General features: G+C 71.1%; 17 protein-coding genes. 7 read left to right on the top strand and 10 right to left on the bottom strand.

Translation table 11 applies throughout. The features are described from left to right. Positions 1-8 precede the first annotated feature (8 nt). From CLV67_RS45250 to CLV67_RS45225, 6 genes are all read left to right on the top strand, one after another. Positions 9-701, top strand: a complete 693-nt coding sequence (locus CLV67_RS45250) for a phosphoribosylanthranilate isomerase (RefSeq protein WP_106330165.1) — start codon at positions 9-11, stop codon at positions 699-701. Between the two features lie 8 nt (positions 702-709). Next, positions 710-1,399, top strand: coding sequence for a uracil phosphoribosyltransferase (gene upp, locus CLV67_RS45245; RefSeq protein WP_203737498.1), 690 nt, complete (start codon positions 710-712; stop codon positions 1,397-1,399). Beyond that, positions 1,396-2,052 carry an NAD(P)H-dependent oxidoreductase gene (locus CLV67_RS45240; RefSeq protein WP_106330164.1) on the top strand — a complete coding sequence of 219 codons (657 nt, stop codon included), beginning with the start codon at positions 1,396-1,398 and terminating at the stop codon, positions 2,050-2,052. Before upp ends, CLV67_RS45240 begins: the two co-directional genes overlap by 4 nt. A 144-nt stretch (positions 2,053-2,196) precedes the next feature. Then, positions 2,197-6,231 carry an amino acid adenylation domain-containing protein gene (locus CLV67_RS45235; protein ID WP_106330163.1) on the top strand — a complete coding sequence of 1,345 codons (4,035 nt, stop codon included), beginning with the start codon at positions 2,197-2,199 and terminating at the stop codon, positions 6,229-6,231. Position 6,232: 1 nt separating this feature from the next. Next, entirely contained in the window at positions 6,233-7,162 is a 930-nt protein-coding gene (locus tag CLV67_RS45230; RefSeq protein ID WP_106330162.1) for a pseudouridine-5'-phosphate glycosidase, read from the top strand. Beyond that, positions 7,159-8,121 carry a ribose-phosphate diphosphokinase gene (locus tag CLV67_RS45225; RefSeq protein ID WP_106330161.1) on the top strand — a complete coding sequence of 321 codons (963 nt, stop codon included), beginning with the start codon at positions 7,159-7,161 and terminating at the stop codon, positions 8,119-8,121. The genes CLV67_RS45230 and CLV67_RS45225 overlap by 4 nt, the downstream gene beginning before the upstream one ends. 60 nt (positions 8,122-8,181) lie before the next feature. On the opposite strand, the gene CLV67_RS45220 is transcribed toward CLV67_RS45225, so the two are convergent. From CLV67_RS45220 to CLV67_RS45210, 3 genes are read right to left on the bottom strand one after another with little or no spacing between them, the layout of a single operon-like run. After that, positions 8,182-9,399: an MFS transporter gene (locus tag CLV67_RS45220; RefSeq protein WP_106330160.1), complete on the bottom strand. Its 1,218-nt coding sequence runs from the start codon at positions 9,397-9,399 to the stop codon at positions 8,182-8,184. 30 nt (positions 9,400-9,429) lie between these two features. After that, positions 9,430-10,332, bottom strand: a complete 903-nt coding sequence (locus tag CLV67_RS45215) for an EamA family transporter (protein ID WP_106330159.1) — start codon at positions 10,330-10,332, stop codon at positions 9,430-9,432. Between the two features lie 11 nt (positions 10,333-10,343). Beyond that, the gene (locus tag CLV67_RS45210) at positions 10,344-10,970 is read right to left on the bottom strand and encodes a mycothiol-dependent nitroreductase Rv2466c family protein (RefSeq protein WP_106330158.1); all 627 of its coding nucleotides are present in this window, start codon (positions 10,968-10,970) and stop codon (positions 10,344-10,346) included. A gap of 126 nt (positions 10,971-11,096) precedes the next feature. On the opposite strand from CLV67_RS45210, the gene CLV67_RS45205 reads away from it, so the two are divergent. Beyond that, entirely contained in the window at positions 11,097-12,005 is a 909-nt protein-coding gene (locus tag CLV67_RS45205; RefSeq protein ID WP_106330157.1) for a LysR family transcriptional regulator, read from the top strand. Positions 12,006-12,342: 337 nt separating this feature from the next. Here CLV67_RS45205 and CLV67_RS45200 read toward each other — a convergent pair whose 3' ends face one another. From CLV67_RS45200 to CLV67_RS45170, 7 genes are all read right to left on the bottom strand, one after another. After that, the gene (locus CLV67_RS45200) at positions 12,343-14,481 is read right to left on the bottom strand and encodes a trypsin-like serine peptidase (RefSeq protein ID WP_106330156.1); all 2,139 of its coding nucleotides are present in this window, start codon (positions 14,479-14,481) and stop codon (positions 12,343-12,345) included. A 351-nt stretch (positions 14,482-14,832) separates the two neighbouring features. Continuing rightward, a complete protein-coding gene (locus CLV67_RS45195; protein WP_106330155.1) occupies positions 14,833-16,083 on the bottom strand; it encodes a hypothetical protein in 1,251 nt (416 codons plus the stop codon). Between the two features lie 30 nt (positions 16,084-16,113). Next, positions 16,114-16,851 (bottom strand): S1 family peptidase, encoded by a 738-nt coding sequence (locus CLV67_RS45190; RefSeq protein ID WP_106330154.1) that lies wholly within the window; start codon positions 16,849-16,851, stop codon positions 16,114-16,116. Positions 16,852-16,971: 120 nt separating this feature from the next. Beyond that, positions 16,972-17,667, bottom strand: coding sequence for a Crp/Fnr family transcriptional regulator (locus CLV67_RS45185; RefSeq protein WP_106330152.1), 696 nt, complete (start codon positions 17,665-17,667; stop codon positions 16,972-16,974). A gap of 211 nt (positions 17,668-17,878) precedes the next feature. Then, complete coding sequence (locus CLV67_RS45180) at positions 17,879-18,490, bottom strand: hypothetical protein (protein WP_106330150.1); 612 nt, start codon at positions 18,488-18,490, stop codon at positions 17,879-17,881. Between the two features lie 67 nt (positions 18,491-18,557). Then, entirely contained in the window at positions 18,558-20,096 is a 1,539-nt protein-coding gene (locus CLV67_RS45175; RefSeq protein ID WP_239166695.1) for an FAD-dependent monooxygenase, read from the bottom strand. 79 nt (positions 20,097-20,175) lie between these two features. After that, a partial coding sequence (locus CLV67_RS45170) for a response regulator transcription factor (RefSeq protein WP_249037989.1) occupies positions 20,176-20,711 on the bottom strand: 536 nt, incomplete at its 5' end.

Below are 20,711 nucleotides of genomic sequence, written 5' to 3'. Positions count from 1 at the left end.
AGACCGAGATGCAGGGTTTGATCCAGGTAGCCGGAATCATCGACCAGGCCGAGGCCGACCTGATCATCGAGGAGGGAGCGGACTGGCTGGGCTTCGCGCTGCGGCTGCCCGCCAAGAACGAGGACCTCTCCGAGGCCGACGCGGCCGCGATCATCAAGCGGATCCAGCCCGAGCACAAGGGCGTGATCATCACCTACCTGACCGACGCCGACGAGATCGCCGCGTTCTGCGCCGGCATGGGCGTCGGCGCCATCCAGCTGCACGGCGACATCACCCCGGCCGAACTGCGCCGCCTGCGTCGCATCGCGCCGGACCTCTACCTGCTCAAGAGCCTGGTGGTGAAGACCGGCAACATCGCCGAGCTGACCGCCGTGGTCGACGGTGCGGCCGAGTTCGTCGACATGTTCATCACCGACACCTTCAACCCGGCGACCGGCGCCAAGGGTGCCACCGGCCTGGTGCACGACTGGGACATCAGTGCCGAGCTGGTACGCCTGTCGCCGCGCCCGCTCATGCTGGCCGGTGGCCTGAACCCGGACAACGTCGCGGCCGCGATCGAGGCGGTCCGCCCGGCGGCCGTCGACGCGCACACCGGCCTGGAGAACGCGACGAGGCGCAAGGACCGCGCCAAGGTCCGCCGGTTCGTCGAGCAGGCCCGCAAGGCGTTCGCCGCGATCGCCGCCGACACCCGGCAGGGGTGAGCCCGGCGATGGCACACACCACCACCGGAGTCCGCGAGGCGGTGCACCTGCTGCCGCAGACCAATCAGCTCCGCGCCCTGCACACCGTGATCCGGGACCGGCACGCCGACCGCGACCAGTTCGTGCGCACGTCGGGCCGGATCATCCGGCAGCTCGTCGAGGCAGGTCTGGAGCTGCTGCCGTTCGAGCCGTACGACGTGCAGACCCCGGTCGGGCGCACGTACCACGGGCTGCGGATCGGGCCCCCGTTCTGCGGCGTCGCCATCGCCCGCGCCGGCGAGAGCATGGAGGCCGGGCTGCGCTCGGTCGTCCCGGCCGTGCGGATCGGCAAGATCCTGATCCAGCGGGACCCGGCGACCAAGCAGCCGCACCTCCACTACGCGAAACTGCCCACCGACATCGCCGAACGGCATGTGCTGCTGCTCGACCCGATGCTGGCCACCGGCGGCACCGCCCTGGCCGCGATCGGTGTGCTGACCGGCCGGGGTGTCCCCGAGGACCGGATCGTCATGATCAACCTGCTGTCCGCGCCGGAGGGCATCGCCGCCGTCCGCGAGCGGAATCCGGGCGTACGGATGGTCACCTCGTCCGTCGAGGAGCGCCTCAACGACAACGCCTACATGCTGCCCGGCATCGGCGACTTCGGCGACCGCTGGTTCGGCACCGACCTCGTACCCACCGCGGGAGGAACCCCATGACCAACCTGGCCGTCGTCTACTACTCGGGCACCGGCAACGTGCACCGGCTCGCCGTGGCGGCCGCCGAGGCGGCGGAGAAGACCGGGGCATCGGTACGCCTGCGTCGCATTCCCGAGCTCGTCGACGGCTCCCCGGCGCCGTCGATGACGGAGTGGACCGAGGCGTGGTCGGAGAACACGGCCGCGATCGGCGACGTCGAACTGGCGAGCCCCGACGACCTGGACTGGGCCGACGCGGTGCTGTGGGGAACACCGGGCCGGTTCGGGTTGCTCGCCGCACCGCTGAAGCACTTCATCGAACAGGCGTGGCCGCTGCACGCCCGCAACGGCCTGCTCAACAAGGTGATGTCGTCGTTCACCTCGACCGGTGCGGCACACGGCGGCCAGGAGAGCACGATCCTGTCGCTCAACAACGTCTTCTACCACTGGGGCGCGATCATCGTGCCGCCCGGCGTCGCCGACCCGGTCCAGCTCGCCCCCAGCAACGGCAACCCGTACGGCGTCAGCTCCGTCTCCGGCCCGAAGGCCGTACCCGGACGGCTCGCCGAGAACGTCACCGACGACAACCTGGCGGCCATCGGCTACCAGGCCCAGCGGATGGTCGAGATCGCCGCAGCACTGCGGCACGGCCTGACGGCCACCTCGCCCCGCTGACCCTCCGGCGCCGGCGGCAGCCCCCGTTGCCGCCGGCGCCGGTGCTCTGTTCACACCCGCGGAGCAGCCGATGAGCTGCTTCCGCATTCGCGCGCCCGGCCGCCCGTGGTGCGGCTCGTGGGCGCCCGGCGTTTGGGGAATCGAATGAGCCCACTCAACGACTGCCTTCCCGACCTGCTGACCCGGCAGGCCGATGCCCGGCCGGACGACATCGCCGTCGTCCACGGCGACGACCACCTCACCTACCGGCAGCTGCTGCGGCAGTCCACCGCGCTGGCCGGCTGCCTGCAGGACCTCGGTGTCGGCCCGGACGACTGCGTCGGCCTGTTCGTCGAACCGTCACCGGACCTGATGATCGGCGCCTGGGGCGTGCTGTTCGCCGGCGGCGCCTACCTGCCGCTGTCACCGGAGTACCCGGAGGAACGCCTGCGGTACATGATCGAGGACTCCGGCACGAACGTCATCGTCACGATGCCGGAGCTCGCCGACCGTCTGGTCGCCCTCGCGCCGCACGGGACGTCGATCGTGACGCTCGCCGACGCCGAGGGTTCCGGCCCGCCGTCCACCGGCCCGGCGGCGCACGACCTGGCGTACGTCATCTACACCTCCGGCAGCACCGGCACGCCGAAGGGCGTGATGATCGAGCACCGCAGCATCGTCAGCCAGATGCGGTGGCTGGCCGGCGTGTACCGGCTCGGACCGGGCCGGACCGTGCTGCAGAAGACCCCGATGAGCTTCGACGCCGCCCAGTGGGAGATCCTGGCACCCGCCTGCGGCGCCCGCGTCGTGATGGGCACGCCCGGCATCTACCGCGACGCCGAGCGGCTCATCGACACCATCCGGGCGTACGACGTCACGACGCTCCAGTGCGTGCCGACGCTGTTGCAGGCCCTGCTCGACACCGAGCGGCTGCCGGAATGCACCTCGCTCACCCAGCTGTTCACCGGCGGCGAGGCACTGCCCCGGCCGCTGGCGCAGCAGTTCCTCGACACCATGCCCGGCAGCGCGCTGATCAACCTGTACGGGCCGACCGAGTGCACGATCAACACCTCGGCGCTGACCGTCAGCCGCGAGATCATCACCGACGGCCCGAACGCCGTCTCGATCGGCACCCCGGTGCACGCCACCGACTACCTCGTCCTCGACGAGCGCGGCAACCGGCTGGGCGTCGGTGAGGTCGGCGAGCTCCACATCGGCGGGATCCAGGTAGCGCGGGGGTATCTGCACCGGCCGGACCTCACCGCCGAACGGTTCGTGCCCCACCCGTCCGGTGACGGCATCCTGTTCCGCACCGGCGACCTGGCCCACTGGAACCCCGACGGCACCGTCGCCTTCCTCGGCCGCAGCGACAACCAGGTCAAACTCCGCGGGTTCCGGGTCGAGCTGGACGAGATCAAGCTCGCCATCGAGACCCACGACTGGGTGCGGCACGCCGCGGTCCTGGTCAAGAACGACACCCGCACCGGCTTCCAGAATCTCATCGCCTGTGTGGAGCTGAACCCGAAAGAGGCGGCCCTGATGGACCAGGGCAACCACGGCGCACACCACCAGTCGAAGGCGAGCAAGCTCCAGGTCAAGGCACAGCTGGCCGCCGCCGGGCTGCGTGAGCCGCACGAGCTGGCCGGCCGGGACACCGTCGACCTGCCCGGCCGCGAGGCCACCGACAGGCAGCGGCGGCTCGCGTTCGCGCGCAAGACGTACCGCTTCTACGACGGTGCAGAACCGGTCACGCGCGCGGACGTACAACAATTGCTCTCCGAAAAGCCACCCGCCGCGACCGGACCGCGGAACCCGGCCGAGATCGACCTCGCCGATCTCGGCGAGATCCTGCGCTGGCTCGGACCGCACACCAGCACCGAACGGCTCCTGCCCAAGTACGCCTACGCGTCACCCGGCTCGCTGTACGCCACCCAGCTGTACCTGCAGATCAGCGGCGTGAAAGCGGTGCCGCCGGGAATCTGGTACCACCATCCGGCGCAGCACCGGCTGGTCCGGGTGGCCTACCTGCCGGACACCGCCGAACCCACCGTGCTGCTGCACTTCGCCGGCAAGCGACGGGCCATCGAGCCGGTGTACAAGAACAACATCCGCGAGGTCCTGGAGATCGAGACCGGTCACATGGTCGGGCTGCTGCAGCAGATCCTCCCGGGCTACGGCCTGGACCTCACCGAGGGGACGTTCGACCCGGACGTACACGCCCGCCTCGACATCGCGCCGGAGGACTGGTACCTCGGCACGTTCGCGCTGACCGCCCACACCGGACGGCGGTGGGACGACGCCGTCGACCTCTACGTGCAGGCCCACCCGGGCCGGATCGACGGCCTGCCGGCCGGGCAGTACGCGTTCGACGGCGAGCGCCTCGAACCGGTCTCGGCCGAACTGATCCAGCGCCGCCACGTCATCGCCATCAACCAGGCGGTCTACGACCGGGCGGCCTTCGGCGTCTCGGTGATCAGCCGGACCCCGCACGGCTGGCGACGCTACATCGACCTCGGCCGTACGCTCCAGAGGCTCTCGATGAACGACCTGAACCTCGGCTTCATGTCGTCGGGCTACAGCTCCCGCAGTGGCGACGACCTGCCGTCGGCACGGGTCGTCGACGGCATCCTGCGTGACGCGGGACGGGCGACCGGGCCGTCCTACTTCTTCCTCGGCGGCCGGGTCAGCGACGACCAGCGCCGCCACGAGGGCATGAACGAGGATGTCGTGCACATGCGCGGCCCCGCCGAGATGATCCGCGACGACCTGGTCAACTTCCTGCCCGACTACATGATCCCCAACAAGGTGATCGTTCTCGACGCGCTGCCGACCACCGCCAACGGCAAGATCGACGTCAAGGCGCTGTCCGCCGACGACACCATCACCGCCGGCGGTTCGGACCGGCCGTTCGTAGCGCCGCGCACCGGCACCGAGCGCCGCATCGCCGAGCTGTGGAAGAAGGCGATGAAGCGTGACACCGCCTCGGTGCAGGACGACTTCTTCGCCACCGGCGGCAACTCGCTCATCGCCGTGGCGCTCATCAACCGGATCAACCGCGAGTTCGCGACGGACCTGCCGCTGCAGGTGCTGTTCGAGTCGCCGACGATCGAGAAACTCGCGCAGCGGGTGGACGGCGACGACACGACGTCGAGCCGGCTCGTGCCGCTGCGCGCCGACGGGACCGGCACGCCGGTCTTCTGCTGGCCCGGCCTCGGCGGCTACACCATGAACCTGCGCCCGCTGGCCGGGGCGGTCACCGACCGGCCGTTCTACGGGGTGCAGGCACACGGCATCAACGCGGGCGAGGAGCCGTACCCGACGATCCGGGAGATGGCGGCGCAGGACGTCCGCGCCATCAAACAGATCCAGCCCGACGGGCCGTACACCCTGTGGGGTTATTCGTTCGGCGCACGGGTCGCCTTCGAGACCGCCTACCAGCTCGAACAGCTCGGCGACAAGGTCGAGCACCTGTTCCTGATCGCCCCCGGAGCACCCGAGGTCCGCGGCGCCGCCGTCGACCGCAGCGCCGGATACGGCAACCCGGCGTTCGTGACGATCCTGCTGTCGGTCTTCACCGGCACCATCAGCGGGCCCCTGGTCGAACGCGGCCTCGCCGAGGTGACCGGCGACGACAGCCTCGTCGCCTTCGTCCACCGCCACCTGCCGGAACTCGACACCGAGCTGATCCGGCGGATCATCCGGGTCACCCGGACCACGTTCGAGTTCAGCTACACCTTCCGGGAACTGCGCGAGCGCCGGATCACCGCCCCGATCACGATCTTCAAGGCCCGCGGTGACGACTACTCGTTCCTGGAACACAGCAGCGGCTACGCGAGCGCCGCCCCGGCGGTCGTCGACCTCGCCGCCGACCACTACTCGCTGCTGCGCGCCGACCTCGGCGAACTGACCGCCGCCATCGGCCGCCGTCTCGACCCCGCCCGCATCGTCCCGGAGGAGATCATGCCGCACATCAACATCAAGTTCTTCCCGGTCCCGCTCAGCGCGGACCAGCAGTCCCAGCTGGTATCCGCCGTGACCAGCGCGATCACCGACGCGTTCGGCTGCGACGAGAACGTCGTGTCGATCGCCCTCGAACCGATCGACAAGGAGGCCTGGAACGACCAGGTCTACATCCCGGAGATCGTCAACCGGCGGCACATCCTCGGCAAGGTCCCGAACTACGGCTCGGAGGCGAACTGACATGCCCGTGCCCCTGCGTTTCACCGGAGAGGTCGCCGACGCGCTGCACGAGCGGCGGCCGGTGGTGGCCCTCGAGTCCAACGTCATCACCCACGGCCTGCCCTACCCGGACAACGCCGCCACCGCCCGCAAGGTCGAGCAGGCCGTCCGGGCCGGCGGCGCCGTGCCCGCCACCATCGCCGTCGAGGACGGCGTGATCGTCGTGGGGATGACCGACGACGACATCGAACGGTTCGCCTCCACCCCGGGCATTCCCAAGGTCAGCAGCCGGGACCTGCCGGTCGTGCTGGCACAGGGCCGCCGGGGTGCGCTCACCGTCGCGTCGTCGCTGGTGGCCGCCGAACTGGCCGGCATCACGTTCTTCTCGTCGGCCGGCATCGGTGGTGTGCACCGCGGCGCCGAGCGGAGCATGGACATCTCCTCGGACCTGATCCAGTTCACGCGTTCCCCGGTGGCCGTGGTCTGCGCCGGCGCCAAGAAGATCCTCGACCTCGGGCTCACGCTGGAATACCTCGAGACGCAGTGTGTGCCCGTCGTCTCGTACCGATCCGATGATTTTCCGGCCTTCTATTGCACTTCCAGCGGGTATCGCAGCCCGATGCGGCTCGACGACGACGAGACGATCGCGCGGGCCGTCGAGAACCACTGGGCGCTCGGCAACCGCAGCTCCTTCCTGATCACCACGCCGGTTCGCGAGGATGAGGCGATCGACGCGGACGAGGTCGATGCGGCCATCGCCGGGGCGATCGCCGCAGCGGAGAGAGACGGCGTACGCGGACAGGCGATCACCAAATACCTGATGCGCGCCGTCGACGCGGCCACCGGCGGCCGCTCCGCCCAGGCCAACATGGCCGTGCTGATCAGCACCGCCGAGGTCGGCGGCCGCCTCGCCGCGGCACACGCGCGCCACCTTCGTGAGGCAGGCCGATGAACACGAAGAACCTGATGCTGTTCGCCGGCCGCAGCCACCCGGAGCTCGCCGACCGGGTGGCCGCGTGCCTGGACGTGCCGCTCACCCCGCAGAACATCTACGACTTCGCGAGCGGCGAGATCTTCGTACGGTTCGAGGAGTCGGTCCGCGGCAGCGACGCGTTCGTCCTGCAGAGTCACGGCGCCCCGATCAACACGTGGCTGATGGAGCAGCTCATCATGGTCGACGCGCTGAAACGTGCCAGTGCCCGGCAGATCACCGCGATCATGCCGTTCTACCCGTACTCCCGCCAGGACAAGAAGCACCGCGGCCGGGAACCGATCTCGGCCCGGCTGATCGCCGACCTGTTCACCGCGGCCGGCGCCGACCGGCTGATGACCGTCGACCTGCACACCGCCCAGATCCAGGGCTTCTTCGACGGCCCGGTGGACCACCTGTTCGCGCAGAGCCTGCTCGCCCGGCACATCCGCGACCGGTACGGCGATGCCGACCTGGCCGTGGTGTCGCCGGACGCGGGCCGTACCAAACTGGCCGAGAAGTGGGCCGACCAGCTCGGCGGCAGGCCGCTCGCGTTCATCCACAAGACGCGCGACCCGCTGCGGCCCAACGAGGTGGTCGCCAACCGGGTCGTCGGTGACGTGCGCGGGCGTACCTGCGTGGTGGTCGACGACCTGGTCGACACCGGCGGCACCATCGTCAAGGCGGTCCGCCAGCTGCTCGGCGAGGGCGCCCGTGAGGTGGTCGTCGCCGCCACCCACGGGGTGCTCTCCAACCGGGCGGCCGAACTGCTGGCCGGATCCGGCGCCCGTGAGGTGGTCATCACCGACACCCTGCCCATCCCGGCGCAGAAGCGGTTCCCCGCCCTGACCGTACTGTCGATCGCCCCGCTGCTGGCCCGGGCGGTGCACGAGGTGTTCGAGGTCGGCTCGGTGACCAGCCTCTTCGACGGTCACGCCTGAGAGGTGACCGGACAGCGAAAGACCCCGGCCTGGGCGGGCCGGGGTCTTTCGTTCGTGCCGTCAGCTGCTCGGGACCAGATCCTTCTCGTCGGCCGGCTGGGCGGAGGAGCGCCGGCCCGTGGCGAGGGTGATCAGCAGTGCGGCACTGGCCAGGCCGACGCCGAGCCAGACGGCGCTCGGGACGCCGAACCGGTCGGCGAACAGCCCGCCGAAGAGCGCGCCCAGGGCGATCGACGTGTTGTAGCCGAGCGTGTTGATCGACATGGCGGCCTCGAACTTGTCCGGGGCCGCGCCCAGCATCATGTTGATCTGGCACAGGTTCGCGGCGCCGAACGAGACACCCCAGAGAACAACGGCGACGATCAATCCGGGTACGGTGTGCCCGATCGTGAGCAACAGCAGCATGGCAACGACCAGGCCGACACAGGCGGCGATGAAGCTGCCGCGCAGATTCTTGGTGACCGTGTGACCGGCGATGAAGTTGCCGGCCGCGCCGCCGATGCCGTAAACGATCAGCAGCACGGCTATCAGCGCCGGGGTCGCCGACGAGTTCTGCTCGGCGTAGGGGCGGATGAACGTGTACGCCGCGAAGTGACCCAGCACGTACAGCGTCACCGCGTACATCACCGTGCGCAGCGCCACGTTGGCGAACGGCAGGCCGAGGACCTCGCGGACCGGGACCGCGTTCTGCGACGGCATCGACGGGATGATCACGGCGACCGCGATCAGCACCACCACGCTCAGCCCGCTCCAGATCATGAACGTGGTCCGCCAGTCGGTGAGATCCTCCAGGAAGGTGCCCACCGGGATGCCGACCACCGTGGCGATCGAGATGCCGGACAGCGCCACCGCGGACGCCCTGCTGGCGAGCCGTCCCGGGACCATGCGCATCGCCATGCTCACGCCGATGGCCCAGAACATGCCGTTGGCGAAGCCCATGATCAGGCGGGTGCCGAGGACCAGCGGATAGTTCGGCGCCAGCGCGGTGATCAGGTTGCCGGCGGCGAGGACGCCCAGGAGCACGGTCAGCAGCACGCGCCGGTTGACCCGCCGGGTCCAGGCCACCAGGAACGGCACGCCGAGGCCGGCGGAGATGCCGTACAGGGTGACCATCAGTCCGGCGGCGCCCACCGACACGTCCAGGTCGCCGCTGACCGCGGTCAGCAGGCCGACCGGCATCAGTTCGGTGGTGACGAAGGTGAACAGGCTGGCGGTGATGACGGCGACGCCCAGCCATGACCTCGCGGTCGAGTGCGGGTGTTCAGTCTGAGTGACCATCTCGTCTCTCTCTTTGTGGGGGTGCGCGTTCTAATGCCGGCCGGCCACCGGCTCGGGTGCCGGTTCCGGTGTGCGGGCCGGGCGTGGCTGGGCGAGCACGACCGCCGCGATGATCACCAAGGTGCCGGTGACCTGCGCGAGCGACAGCGTCTGGTCCTTGACCAGCCAGCCGAGCAGGGTGGCGACGATCGGGCTGCCCAGCGCCAGGAAGGACACCGCCAGGGCGGGCAGCCGCTCGATCCCGCGGAACCACAGCAGGTAGCTGAGGACCGCGCCGAGCACCACCAGATAGGTGAATCCGATCAGGTTCTCGCCGGTCAGCGAGCCGGGCAGACCTTCGAGCAGCAGCGTGAACGGCAGCACCACGAGACCGCCGGCGGTCAGCTGCCAGCCGGTGAACGGCAGCAGCCCCACACCGTCCGGCCGCCCCCAGAACTTGGTCAGGGTGATCCCCACCGCCATGCACACGGCGGCGGCCAGCGCGGCCAGCACACCTACGGTGTCCATCACCGCGTTCCCGCGGAACACCAGCAGCACCACGCCGCCCGCACCGAGCAGGCAGGCGGCCACGTGCACCGGTCTGATCCGGTCGCCGATCAGCAGCGCCGCCAGAATCAGCACGATCATCGGCTGCACTGCCATGATCATCGCGGCCACGCCGCCGGGCAGCCGATAGGCCGCCACGAACAGCAGGAAGTTGAAGGCGCCGATGTTCAGCGTGCCGAGCACCAGTGCCCGCCACAGCCAGATCCCGGCCGGGAACACACGGGTGAACAGCAGGATGATCAGACCACCGGGCAGCGCCCGGACGGTGGTGGCCAGCAGCGGGCGATCCGGCGGCAACAGCTCGGTGGTCAGCAGATACGTGCTGCCCCAGATGGCCGGTGCCAGGGCGGTCACCGCCGCGGTCACGACAGAGCTGCCGTTTCTCATGCCGCAACCCCTCAACCAAAGATCGGATCGCGGGTACGGGCACGCTTGAGCTCGAAGAAGCCATCCGTACTCGCGGCGGCGAGGACCCCGTCGAACAGCCGTGCCGCCGCCTCGCCCCGGGGAGCGGGGGAGATGACCGGGCCGAAGAACGCGATCAGCTCGCCGTCCGGCCCCGGCACGTGCAGCACCGGCGTGCCGACCTCGTCACCGACCGGGTCCATGCCGGCGTGGTGGCTCTCGCGCAGCGGCTTGTCGTACTCCGTGGTGTCCGCCGCGTCGGCCAGCTCGGCCGGCAGACCGGCGTCGGCGAGCGCGCCGAGCACCATGTCGCGCAGCAGGCCCTCTTTGCCGTGGTGGATCCGGGTGGCCATCGCCAGGTAGAGCCGGCGCAGCGCCTCCGGGCCGTGCTGCTGCTCGGCGGCGACACACACCCGTACCGAACCCCAGCCCTCGATCATGCCCTGGCGGTATTTCTCGGGAACCTCGCGGCCTTCGTTGAGCACCGACAGGCTCATGATGTGGAAGCGCACCTCGACCGGGCGAGCCTTCTCGACCTCCAGCAGCCACTGGGAGGCGATCCAGGCCCACGGGCAGCGTGGGTCGACCCAGACATCGACGGTGGTGGGCGTGGAAACCATGATGAATCCCTTTCGAGCAGACCACTGAGCGCGGCCGGACCGGTCGCTCAAGCAGTCTCACCCGGTGGGGATCCATGAGTCCAACGCATCTTTGTCACCTGATCGATCGTGAGCAAAGATGGATCCATGGAGCTGCAGCAGATGCGTTACGTCATCGCCGTCGCCGAGACCAACAGCTTCACCCGGGCGGCGGAGCGCTGCAGGGTCGTCCAGTCCGCCCTCAGCCATCAGATAGCCCGGCTGGAACGCGAACTCGGCGCCCGCCTCTTCGAACGCACCAGCCGCCGGGTCCGGCTCACCCCGGCCGGAGCCGCCTTCCTGCCGGCCGCCCGGCAGAGCCTCGACGCCGCCGAACGCGCGGCCGCCGAGGTCGCCGCGGCCGTCGGCGAGGTCCGCGGCCGCCTCGCCGTCGGCCTGATCCCCACCGTCGCTGCCGTCGACCTGCCGCAGGCCCTGCGCGACTTCCGCCGGCGCTACCCCGGCGTGCGCATCAGCCTCCGCGTCGGTGCCAGCGAGGAGCTCGTCGAGCAGGTCAAACAGGGCGCCATCGAGGTCGCCTTTCTCGGCCTGCCGACCACCGCCCGGCCCGAGGGTGTGCACGCGCGCGTCCTGGCCCGCGACCGGCTCGTCGCCGCTGTCGCACCGGACCATCCGCTGGCCGGCGAGAACGCCGTCGACCTGGCCCGGCTCGCGGGTGAGGTGTTCGTCGACCTGCCCGCCAAGACCGCCGGGCGCGTCCAGTCCGACCAGGCGTTCGCCGCCGCCGGGCTGACCCGCGACGTCGCCTTCGAGGTCACCAGCGCCTACCTGATGACCCAGCTCGTCGCCCAGAATCTCGGCGTCGCGCTGCTGCCCTCCGCCTACGCGCCGCAGCTCACCGGTGTGACCACCATCGAGGTCACCGACGCCCCGGCACGCGTGGAGTATGTGATCTGGAGCCGCGACGGGCGTACGCCCGCCGCGACCGCCTTCCTCAACCTGCTCGACATCCCCGCCGCCGACACCGACACCGACCCCGCCGCCGACGACGACTGACACCACCACGGGGACACCCTCACGGGACGGCCATCACGTCGAGCCAGCGCCACCGGCTCGGCGCTGCCGGCTTGGCGCTGCCGGTTTGGTGCTGCTGGTTTGGTGCTGCTGGTTTGGTGCTGCTGGTTTGGTGCTGCTGGTTTGGTGCTGCCGGCTCGGCGCTGCTGGTTTGGTGCTGCCGGCTCGGCGCTGCCGGTTTGGCGCTGCCGGTTTGGCGCTGCCGGGTTGGCACTGCCGGTTTGGCGCCGCTGGCTTGGCGTCGTCGGCTTGCCGCCAGCGGGAATGCCGCCAGCGGGAATGCCGCCACCGGGATGTGGCCCGGTGGCGGTGCGGAACGTCAGCGCAGCGCGGTCCCGATCGCCTGCGCCACCCGCGCGTCACTCAGGTACTCGGCGATGTCGTGGGCCCGGCCGTCCGCGTTCGCCGTGACCACGTCGACGGCCTGCGGCCAGTCGTCGGACAGCGGGCAGCCGATCGCGACGGCGTCCGCCGGGGTCCAGGCGTTCACCCAGCTGCCGACCGGCCGGGCCGGCCGCGGTGCCGGTGTGAGCAGCCGGTCCGACACGGTGTCCAAGCCCAGCGGGCTTCCGGCGGTGACCAGGACCTCGACATTCAGCGCGGACGGCAACCGGGAGATCACGTCCATCGCCACCACCGAACCCAGGCTGTGCCCGACCAGCACCATTCGGCCCGACTCGGGCAGGCAGCCGAGCACCGCACCGAGCACCCGCTCCCGGACCGCCGGCAGATCGAGGTAGGCCGCCACGTCCCGGAACACGGTGGCGATGACCGCCTCGTCGAGCCGGCTGCGGGCGGCCAGCCACCCCAGCGCCCGGCGGGCCCGCCGTACCAGATCATCACCGAAACCCTCCCTGCTCGCGCCGGCCGTCACCGGAACCGGCATCCCGGCCCGAGCCGCGGCCTGCTCCAGCAGATACGCATACAGGTCGCGGGTGGACTCCTCGACCGGTGTCGCGAACGCCGCGGTGGCCTGGCCGATGGTCATGTCGCCCGGTGTGGTGAATGCCGCGGTGGCGTGGCCGGTGGTCATGCCGGCCGGTGTCGCGAACGTCGCGGTGGTGTGGCCGGTGGTCGACTGGGCCGGTGTCGCGAATGCCGCCAAGCCATGGCCGGCAACCATCTCGGCCGGTGTGGCGCGTACCGCGGTGCTGTGGCCGATCGCCACCTCGGCGGGCGTCAGGCCGGACAGCGACTCCGGTACCGCGGCGGCGAGCACATCACCGTAGTACGGGAACCACACGTCGGCCGCCTCCACCGGGGCGAAGGAGCCCCGGCTCAGACCGGCCGCCAGACCGGCCAGCCAGCCGGAACGCAACCGAACCGGATCGCGGCCCTGCTGCGCCCGGCCATGCAGAAACACCAGGTGCACTCCCGAGGCCCCGGCCGCCCCGGAGGCGCGCAGCCCCGGGCCGAACCACCCGGCGCGCTCCGGCGCCGACGGTGACGGCAACGCCTGCGGGCCCATCGTGGTGATCAGCCGCTGCTGCTCATCGGTCAGATCCCGGTCCAGCAGATCCCGTAGCAGCACGCTGATCCGTACGCCCTCGTTGGCCAGCCACCGAATCCGATCGGGACGCTCCGGGTCGGCCGGGCCACCGTCGATCGACAGCCAGTTGCCGTTCTCGTCGGTGGCCGGCACGGCGGAGTGATGCAACGCCACCACCTCCCACTGATCGTTGAAGGCCGGTGACCCGGAACTGCCCGGCTGGGTGTCGGCGCCGTACTGCAGGAAGTCGTCGAGCTGATACAGCAGCGAGTTCTCCCGGACGGCGATCTCCTTACGTCGCCCATCCGGATGACCGATAACGTTCACCGGTTCACCGATAACGATCTTGCCCTGCCCCCGGACCAGCCGGTTCCAGCCGAACGCGTCACCCGGCGCGGCGCCACCCGGCCCGGCCGCGACGGCCACCACCGTGTAGTCGAGCCGCTCGTCGGTCACGAACAGCGTCTCCGGATCGAGGCGGTACGCGGTCACCGCGGCCGGCCGGTTGTCGAGGTCGTTCTCGTAGTTCATCTCGAGCAGCACCGACGACGCGGCTCCGGCATCCGGCAGCACGTGGTTGTTGGTCAGCAGCAGCGACGGCGCGATCAGGAACCCGGTGCCCCAGGGTGACCGCGGTTCGGGCCCCTCGGCCACGATCCGTCCCACCGTGGCCGCCGCCCGGGCACCGCGGGCCAGGAAGTTCGCCGGCTGCAGCTCACTGGTCTGATCGATGATGCGTTCCAGGAGCACCAGCCGGTCCCCGCCGGGCGCCGGAGCCGACGCCCGCAGCAGTGAGTCGGCATCCACCACGCCGGCCCGGCTCAGCCGATCGACGCGGGCCTGCACCTGCTCCGCCGTGTCCGTCACGCCCACCCCCTCCCGGGCACGGCGCCGATCCAGTTCGGCACGGTCGTCGCTGGTCTCGTGATACCGCCGGGTGGCCGCATCCACCTGTTGTTCGAATGTCATGGCACGCCTCTTTCTGATCTTGATAAAAACGACCGCGGGCCACCCGTGGTGACGTGAGCGACCGTTAATTCCGCAGGTCAGAGGCGATATCACCCGGGCAGGCGTCCTGCCCGGCCCGTGGCCGGGTTCGCGGGTCACGCGTCGGCGGGACGGTCATGCCGGCAGATCTTGTGCGCTTTGGCCGCCATCCCGACCGCAACCCCACAAGATCCGCCCCCGGCGGGCGAGACAGCTGCGCCCGCAGGCCGATCTTGGAGAGTTTGGCCGTCTGTGTGACCGCAACTTCGCAAGGTCGGCGGGAGGTGGTGGGGCGGCTGCGCGTGTGGGTTGATCGTGGCGGGATGAGGGCGGTCACTTGGTGGCGGGGCGGGGTGCGGCGCCGGTCAGGCGGCGGCGCAGCGCCGGGAGCCAAGGGGAGAGGCCGAGAAGGAGCAGCAGCGTCAGGAGCGGGAACCGCCACCATGCCGAGATCGCCGCAGGTGGTGCTGGTGGGGTGGCGGTGGTCCATGGGGTGGCCGATTTCGACCAGGCCAGGAAGGCGTCGCCGACCGGAACCAGCCCGAAGGCGTACCGCTTGGTGGTGAAGGTGGACAGCGGCAGGCCGGCCAGTTCACCGAAGTTCGCCAGCGCCGCGGCCAGCGAGGCGTCCCCGTTGGTGCGGGCGGCGCCGAGACCGGCCACCGTGGTGGAGAGGCTGATGCCGAGGATCAGCGGGCCGGAGTCGACGTCGGCCACGCCGCCGGTGCCGTGCGGGTACTCCCGGATCGCCGGGCCGAGGCCCAGCGGGCGGGCCAGGAACTGTTCGCGGAACAGCGGGTACTGCTCGCGGGCGAACGCCGGATCCACGTCGGGCAGGAACCGCTGGATGATCGCCTGGGAGGTGCCGCGGGCCCCGGTCACGGCCGCGCCGGTGGCGGGGTCGGTCTGGTGGGGGAGCAGGCCGGTGGCGGGGTCGGTCTGGTGCGGGAGCAGGCCGGTGGCGGGGTCGAGCAGTCCGCGGGCTCGGCTCACCCAGCGGTCCACGGCCGGCGCGAACTCGGCTGTGCCGGTCACCCGGTCGGCCAGCCGCAGCGAGGCCACGGCGACCGTGGAGTCGCACGGCCAGGACTGGCCGGGGTACGCCTGCAGGAACGGCGTGGCCGAGGCGTCGAACGCGGCGGCCAGCGCCCGCGAGTCGGCGACCAGGCGGGTCCGCTGGGCGGGATCATCGCGGATCGTGAGCAGGCCGCCGCGCAGCCAGTTGGTCCAGCCTGCCCAGAAGACGCCGTACGGCGGGGTGGCGGCCGCGTCGAACGGCGCCCGCCCGGCCGGTGACTCGAGCCGGGACAGTGCCCAGGCGGCCTCGGCGGCGGCCCGCTCCGGTTCCACACCGCGCCGGCCCAGTTCCACCCAGGTGAGGCCGTACAGCACGTTGAGGAAGTAGTAGCCCTCCGGGAACAGCGCCTGTGCGTCGGTGTCGGCGCCGCTCTCCAACTCGGTGCGCAGGAAGGCCAGCTGTCGCCGTACGCCATGGTCGTCGGTGGCCGGAAGGATCAGCCGGACCGCGCCGACCAGGGCGAGCACGGTGATGATCGCGGCGATCGCCTTACGGAGGACGGACACCGGCCCACCCTAGAGTGGGCCGGCGAATCGTCAGGCCGGAAGCCCGCCGACCTGGGAGTTCACCCAGGTGCGGATGGACGGCAGGTCGCCGTAGATGGACGGCGCGGTGGCGCAGGTCGAGCTGTTGTTGCCGGCCCGGCTGGTGACGCCGATCAGCACCCAGCGGCCGCTGACCGAGCGGACCTGCGGGCCGCCGGAGTCGCCGTAGCAGGCGCCGGCGTTGCCGTTGGTGTTGTTGGTGCAGATCTCGTACGGGCCGTTGATGCCGAGGCAGCGGCTGTCCGCGACGATCGAGGTGTTGAGCTCGTTGGCGACCTGCGGGGTCGAGCCGCAGCCGCGGGTCGGGCAGGTCTGGCCCCAGCCGATGATGCGCGTGGCGGTGCCGACCGCGCCGGACGTGGTGGGGATCGACGCGGGGGCGTGGCTCACCGAGGAGGCGAGTTCGAGCAGCTTGACGTCGATGCTCGGGTGGTTGACGGCCCGGCGGACCGCGACGACGGTGCCGCCGCTGGACCGGTTGATGCTGCCGACGCGTACCGACGACGGGGTGGGGCAGTGTTTGGCGGTGACCGCCCAGTTCGCCTTGATCAGGGAGCCGGTGCAGCCTGACACGTACACCATGAACGAGTAGTTCTGGGTGGCCGGCTCACCGCCCACGACCTGGGTGGACGGGGTGGGGTCGGGCGGTGCGGCCATCGCCGCGGCGGGTGCCATCAGGCCGGTGACGGCGACTGCGGCGGCCAGGAGGATCTTGGCGCAGGTGCGCATCTGGACGTCCCTTCTGCCATTTCGGGGGGAACGGGCGGGTGCCCGGCGGCAAATGTATCGAGAGAGTGACAAGTATCGATACATCCCGAGCGGTGACTCCCCTCGGTGTGATGAGGGGCGTCAGTCGTCGGTCAGCCCGGCCAGGCCGTCCGGATCGAGGATCACGATGCGCCGGTACGCCGTACTGATGAGGTCGCGTTCGCGCAGCTCGTGCAGCGCCTTCTGCACCGTCGCGCGGGCGATCGCGATCATGGCGGCCAGCTCCGGCTGGCTGAGAGCGACCCCGATCTCGATCCGGCCGTCGGGCAGCGGCCGCCCGCACACCTCGGCGATCTCCACCAGCAGCCGGGCCAGTCTGATGTGTGCCGGGAAGGCGGCGAAGTCGCTGCGGCGCCGGTTGGCCCAGGTCAGTTTCCGGGCGATCGTCGCCATCACCAGGTTCGACGTGTCCGGGTTCCGGCGCAGGAAGTCCTCGAAGGCGGGCCGCGTCACCACGCCGACCTGGACGACGCCGCAGGCGGTCACCGTCGCGTTGCGCGGCGCCCGGGTGAGGGCACCGATCTCACCGATCAGCTCACCCGGCATCCGGATGCCGAGCAGTGTCGCCATGCCCTCGACGGCCGTGGTCACCTTGACGAAGCCGCTGATCAGCAGGACGACGTGGGACCCGATCGAACCCTCGCGGAGAATCGTGCCGCCGGACGCAAAACGGCGCCGGACGCACGATCGCAGCAGTTCGTCCCGGGCCCGTGGGGTGAGGCCGCCCAGGAATGTGCCCGGTGCCCAGTCGTTGGCCCGCGAGATTCTCTCCGCCATGACACACCCCTACCGTGATGTCCCGGAGAATAGTGTGGCAACGGCCAAGGGGACGGCCCGGACCTGGACGCCGGACGAGGCGTTCCGGCAGTGGACCGATCAGGCCCGCAACACCCGTAGCGAACCGGCGGCCCGGCGATCGTACGGCCGCCGCCGGCGAGCCACCCACCCCCGTGGGCGGGAGGATCACCGGCGTATCGGCCACCGTGACTCAGACCGGCTGAGAGTGCCGGAGCGTGTCGGTCAGGCGGCTCTCCGCCCGTGTGGCGGCGAGCCGCCCGCCGTGCAGCAGCGCCAGGTCCTCCACGGCGCAGGCCGGCGGCCGGAACGCGTTCGCCGCGGCCAGGGCCGGATGCGACCGCGCCCAGGCCAGTAGTGCCTCACGCAGCTCTCCGGGCACCGGATCGGGTGACCCGCCCCGGCCGGTCACCAACTCGACGAACCTCTGACGGTACGGCCAGAACGACCACACCTTCGTCTCGTCGATGAGCTGCTCGACCGGCCCGGGCCGGCCGTAGCGCATGGCTATCTCGTACGACCGGAGGCTGCCGTCGGCTATCAGGTCGCCGACCATCCCGTGCCGCGCGTGCTGCCCCGCCACCTCGTAGAAGGTGCTGCGGCAGCCGCGCGGCCGGGCCGCGCCGACGATCGTCTTCCAGGTGAGCGGACGGTCCGGGCGGGCCGCCAGCAGCTCGGCGACAGCCTGGTAGTACATGGTCTTCGTCTGCCAGTGGTTGCGCTGGGTACAGGGGTTCCCGGCGAGCCGGCCGTACCAGCCGGCGATGGCGGCACGCGCCAGATCCTCGCTGATCTCCGTCGACATCGTTCCTCTGTCCAATCCAGATCGGCTGAGAGATGTCGAGTCTCCCCAGCCGGTCCGGGCGGCGGCATCACGTGTTCTCGTATAACCGCTGCCGCGACCCGGTCACCTCGTCGAGCACCGCGTCGCAGTCGGCCGGCAGCTCGTCGGCGCACCACGCGATTCGCTGGTCGGGCCGGATCAGCACGAGCCGGCCGGACCACGCCTCCGGCACGGGGACACCCGCCATCGTCAGGTGCCGGACCGGCACGCCGCGGGCCCGCGCCGCCGTCACCAGCGGCCAGCCGTCCTGCTCGGCGGTCCGGTCGGCGAGGGTGAACTGTGGACCCAGCCGGTCGAAGAAGTGGTCGCCGCCGGCCAGCCGGAACGCCGGCGGCCGGAACCCCGGCGTCCCCGTCGATTCGGCCGGCCCGGTCCGGTCCGGGTCGAGCTGCGGCGCCTCCTGCCGCAGCGCCTCAGCCATCACCTGCTGGTTCGCGCCCGACTCGACCAGACGCTGGAACCGGCGGCGGGTCTGCTTCGCCCGCCGGGCCATCTCCCGGTCCAGCAGAGCCTGCTGCCGGCGTTCGGTCTGATAGCCGGCGAGCAGCTGCTCACCGGCCCAGCCGTGCACCGCCGCGGCGAGCCGCCAGCCCAGGTCCACGGCGTCGCCGATGCAGGTGTCCATGTCGTCGGCCGGGGTCGCCATCTGGTGCGCGGCCCGGCCGGCCAGGAACACCCGGCCGCGGCGGTAGACGGGGGCCAGGGACTGGGTGCCGGCCCGCTGCGCCACGGCGACGATCTCCGGCGGGTCGTCGGCCAGGCCCAGGCGGCGGCGCAGCAGCGCGGCCGGGTCACCGAGACCGGTCTGCTCCTCGGCGACGACCGGCAGATGCGCCACGCACATGTCACCGTCGTGCCCGGCCATCACGGTCGCCTCTGCGGTGATCAGCGCCGCCGGATTCGGCCACAGTGCGGCCAGGGCCGGGCTGCGGAAGAACACGGTGAAATGCGGTGCGGGCGGGGCCAGCTCGTCCATCACCAGACCGGCGCATCGGCGTACGGTGCTGTCCGCGCCGTCGCACCCGGCCAGGAACGCCGCCTCGATGACGTGCCGCGCACCCGCCTCACCGTCGATCACCGTGGCCGTGACCCCGGCCGCGTCGGCGCGTACATCGGTCAGCGTCCACCGGGTCCGCAGGTCGATCAGCGGGTGTGCGTGCAGCGCCCGGCGCAACCTGATGATCAGATCCGGTCCGGAGATCATCAGGTACGGCTCCACCGGCGCCGTGCCGTCATCGGCCACGGCGTACGAGTCGAGCAGCTCGACGACCGACGGCAGCCGCCATGCCAGCACCGGCGGCCGGGTCGTCTCCCGCCCCCACAGGATGTCGAACGGACAGCTCGGATCGACCCCGTCGGCCCGCAGCTCCCGGCTCAGGCCGAGTCGTCGCAGCAGCTCCATGCCACGCCCGCTGATCAGTACCGGATCCGGGAAGCGGGGCGGTCCACCGGCCCGCTCGACCACGATGCTCGGCACGCCGTGATGGGCCAGTTCCAGCGCGGTCAGCGAGCCGGCGACACCGGCCCCGGCCAGAAGCACCGGCGTACGCAAGGCGGGTGTCGGCATCGGTGTCCCCTCGCAGGAGGTGGTGTGGCGGGCTACATCGCCATGCTCGGTGCCGAGGAGTCGTCCGTGAATCCCGTGTTCACGTGGTTGGGCCGCACTCCCGGGCGACACGGGCCGCCAGTTCGGCCCGGCGGCGCACGCCGAGCTTGGCGAAGATGTTGCGCAGATGCGCGTCCACGGTGTGCCGGGAGATGTACAGGGTGTCGGCGACCTCGATGTTCGTCTTGCCGGCCGCGACCTCCATGGCCACCTTCCGTTCGGCCGGTGACAGCTCCGGCAGGCAGGAAGCGGCCCGGCCGCCCTCGGCCGGAGCCGTGGCGCCCCACCGGTCGAGCAGGTCCGTCAGGCGCAGCCGGGCCTGCACGGCGCCGACCGACGACACGATGGACAGCGCCTCGCGGGCCCGGGTGAGCGCGTCATCGGACGACGTGGCATACCCGATCAGCGCCGCGTCCTCCAGCGCTGACGCGAGCGCCAGCGGCCGGCGGGTCTGACGGAACTCGGTGATCGCTCGCAGCACCTCGTTGAGGTCGCCGCTGAGCAGTCCGGCGGCGTGCGCGGCGGCGCCGGCCGCCGAGCGGGAGCCGGGGTTGCGCGCGGCGAGGCTCCGGGCGG

The organism is Actinoplanes italicus (genome assembly GCF_003001815.1).
GTDB classification, from domain to species: Bacteria; Actinomycetota; Actinomycetes; order Mycobacteriales; family Micromonosporaceae; genus Actinoplanes; species Actinoplanes italicus.
This window is presented reverse-complemented; position numbering and strand designations above follow the sequence as displayed.

Bases quoted from the DNA above. Each gene is read 5' to 3' on its own strand.
- CLV67_RS45250 (WP_106330165.1), top strand. From the start codon at position 9: ATGCAGGGTTTGATCCAGGTAGCCGGAATCATCGACCAGGCCGAGGCC.
- CLV67_RS45175 (WP_239166695.1), bottom strand. From the start codon at position 20,096: ATGCCGACACCCGCCTTGCGTACGCCGGTGCTTCTGGCCGGGGCCGGT.
- CLV67_RS45190 (WP_106330154.1), bottom strand. From the start codon at position 16,851: ATGCGCACCTGCGCCAAGATCCTCCTGGCCGCCGCAGTCGCCGTCACC.
- CLV67_RS45210 (WP_106330158.1), bottom strand. From the start codon at position 10,970: ATGGTTTCCACGCCCACCACCGTCGATGTCTGGGTCGACCCACGCTGC.
- CLV67_RS45200 (WP_106330156.1), bottom strand. From the start codon at position 14,481: ATGACATTCGAACAACAGGTGGATGCGGCCACCCGGCGGTATCACGAG.
- CLV67_RS45225 (WP_106330161.1), top strand. From the start codon at position 7,159: ATGAACACGAAGAACCTGATGCTGTTCGCCGGCCGCAGCCACCCGGAG.
- CLV67_RS45230 (WP_106330162.1), top strand. From the start codon at position 6,233: ATGCCCGTGCCCCTGCGTTTCACCGGAGAGGTCGCCGACGCGCTGCAC.
- upp (WP_203737498.1), top strand. From the start codon at position 710: ATGGCACACACCACCACCGGAGTCCGCGAGGCGGTGCACCTGCTGCCG.
- CLV67_RS45215 (WP_106330159.1), bottom strand. From the start codon at position 10,332: ATGAGAAACGGCAGCTCTGTCGTGACCGCGGCGGTGACCGCCCTGGCA.
- CLV67_RS45205 (WP_106330157.1), top strand. From the start codon at position 11,097: ATGGAGCTGCAGCAGATGCGTTACGTCATCGCCGTCGCCGAGACCAAC.
- CLV67_RS45240 (WP_106330164.1), top strand. From the start codon at position 1,396: ATGACCAACCTGGCCGTCGTCTACTACTCGGGCACCGGCAACGTGCAC.
- CLV67_RS45235 (WP_106330163.1), top strand. From the start codon at position 2,197: ATGAGCCCACTCAACGACTGCCTTCCCGACCTGCTGACCCGGCAGGCC.
- CLV67_RS45180 (WP_106330150.1), bottom strand. From the start codon at position 18,490: ATGTCGACGGAGATCAGCGAGGATCTGGCGCGTGCCGCCATCGCCGGC.
- CLV67_RS45185 (WP_106330152.1), bottom strand. From the start codon at position 17,667: ATGGCGGAGAGAATCTCGCGGGCCAACGACTGGGCACCGGGCACATTC.
- CLV67_RS45220 (WP_106330160.1), bottom strand. From the start codon at position 9,399: ATGGTCACTCAGACTGAACACCCGCACTCGACCGCGAGGTCATGGCTG.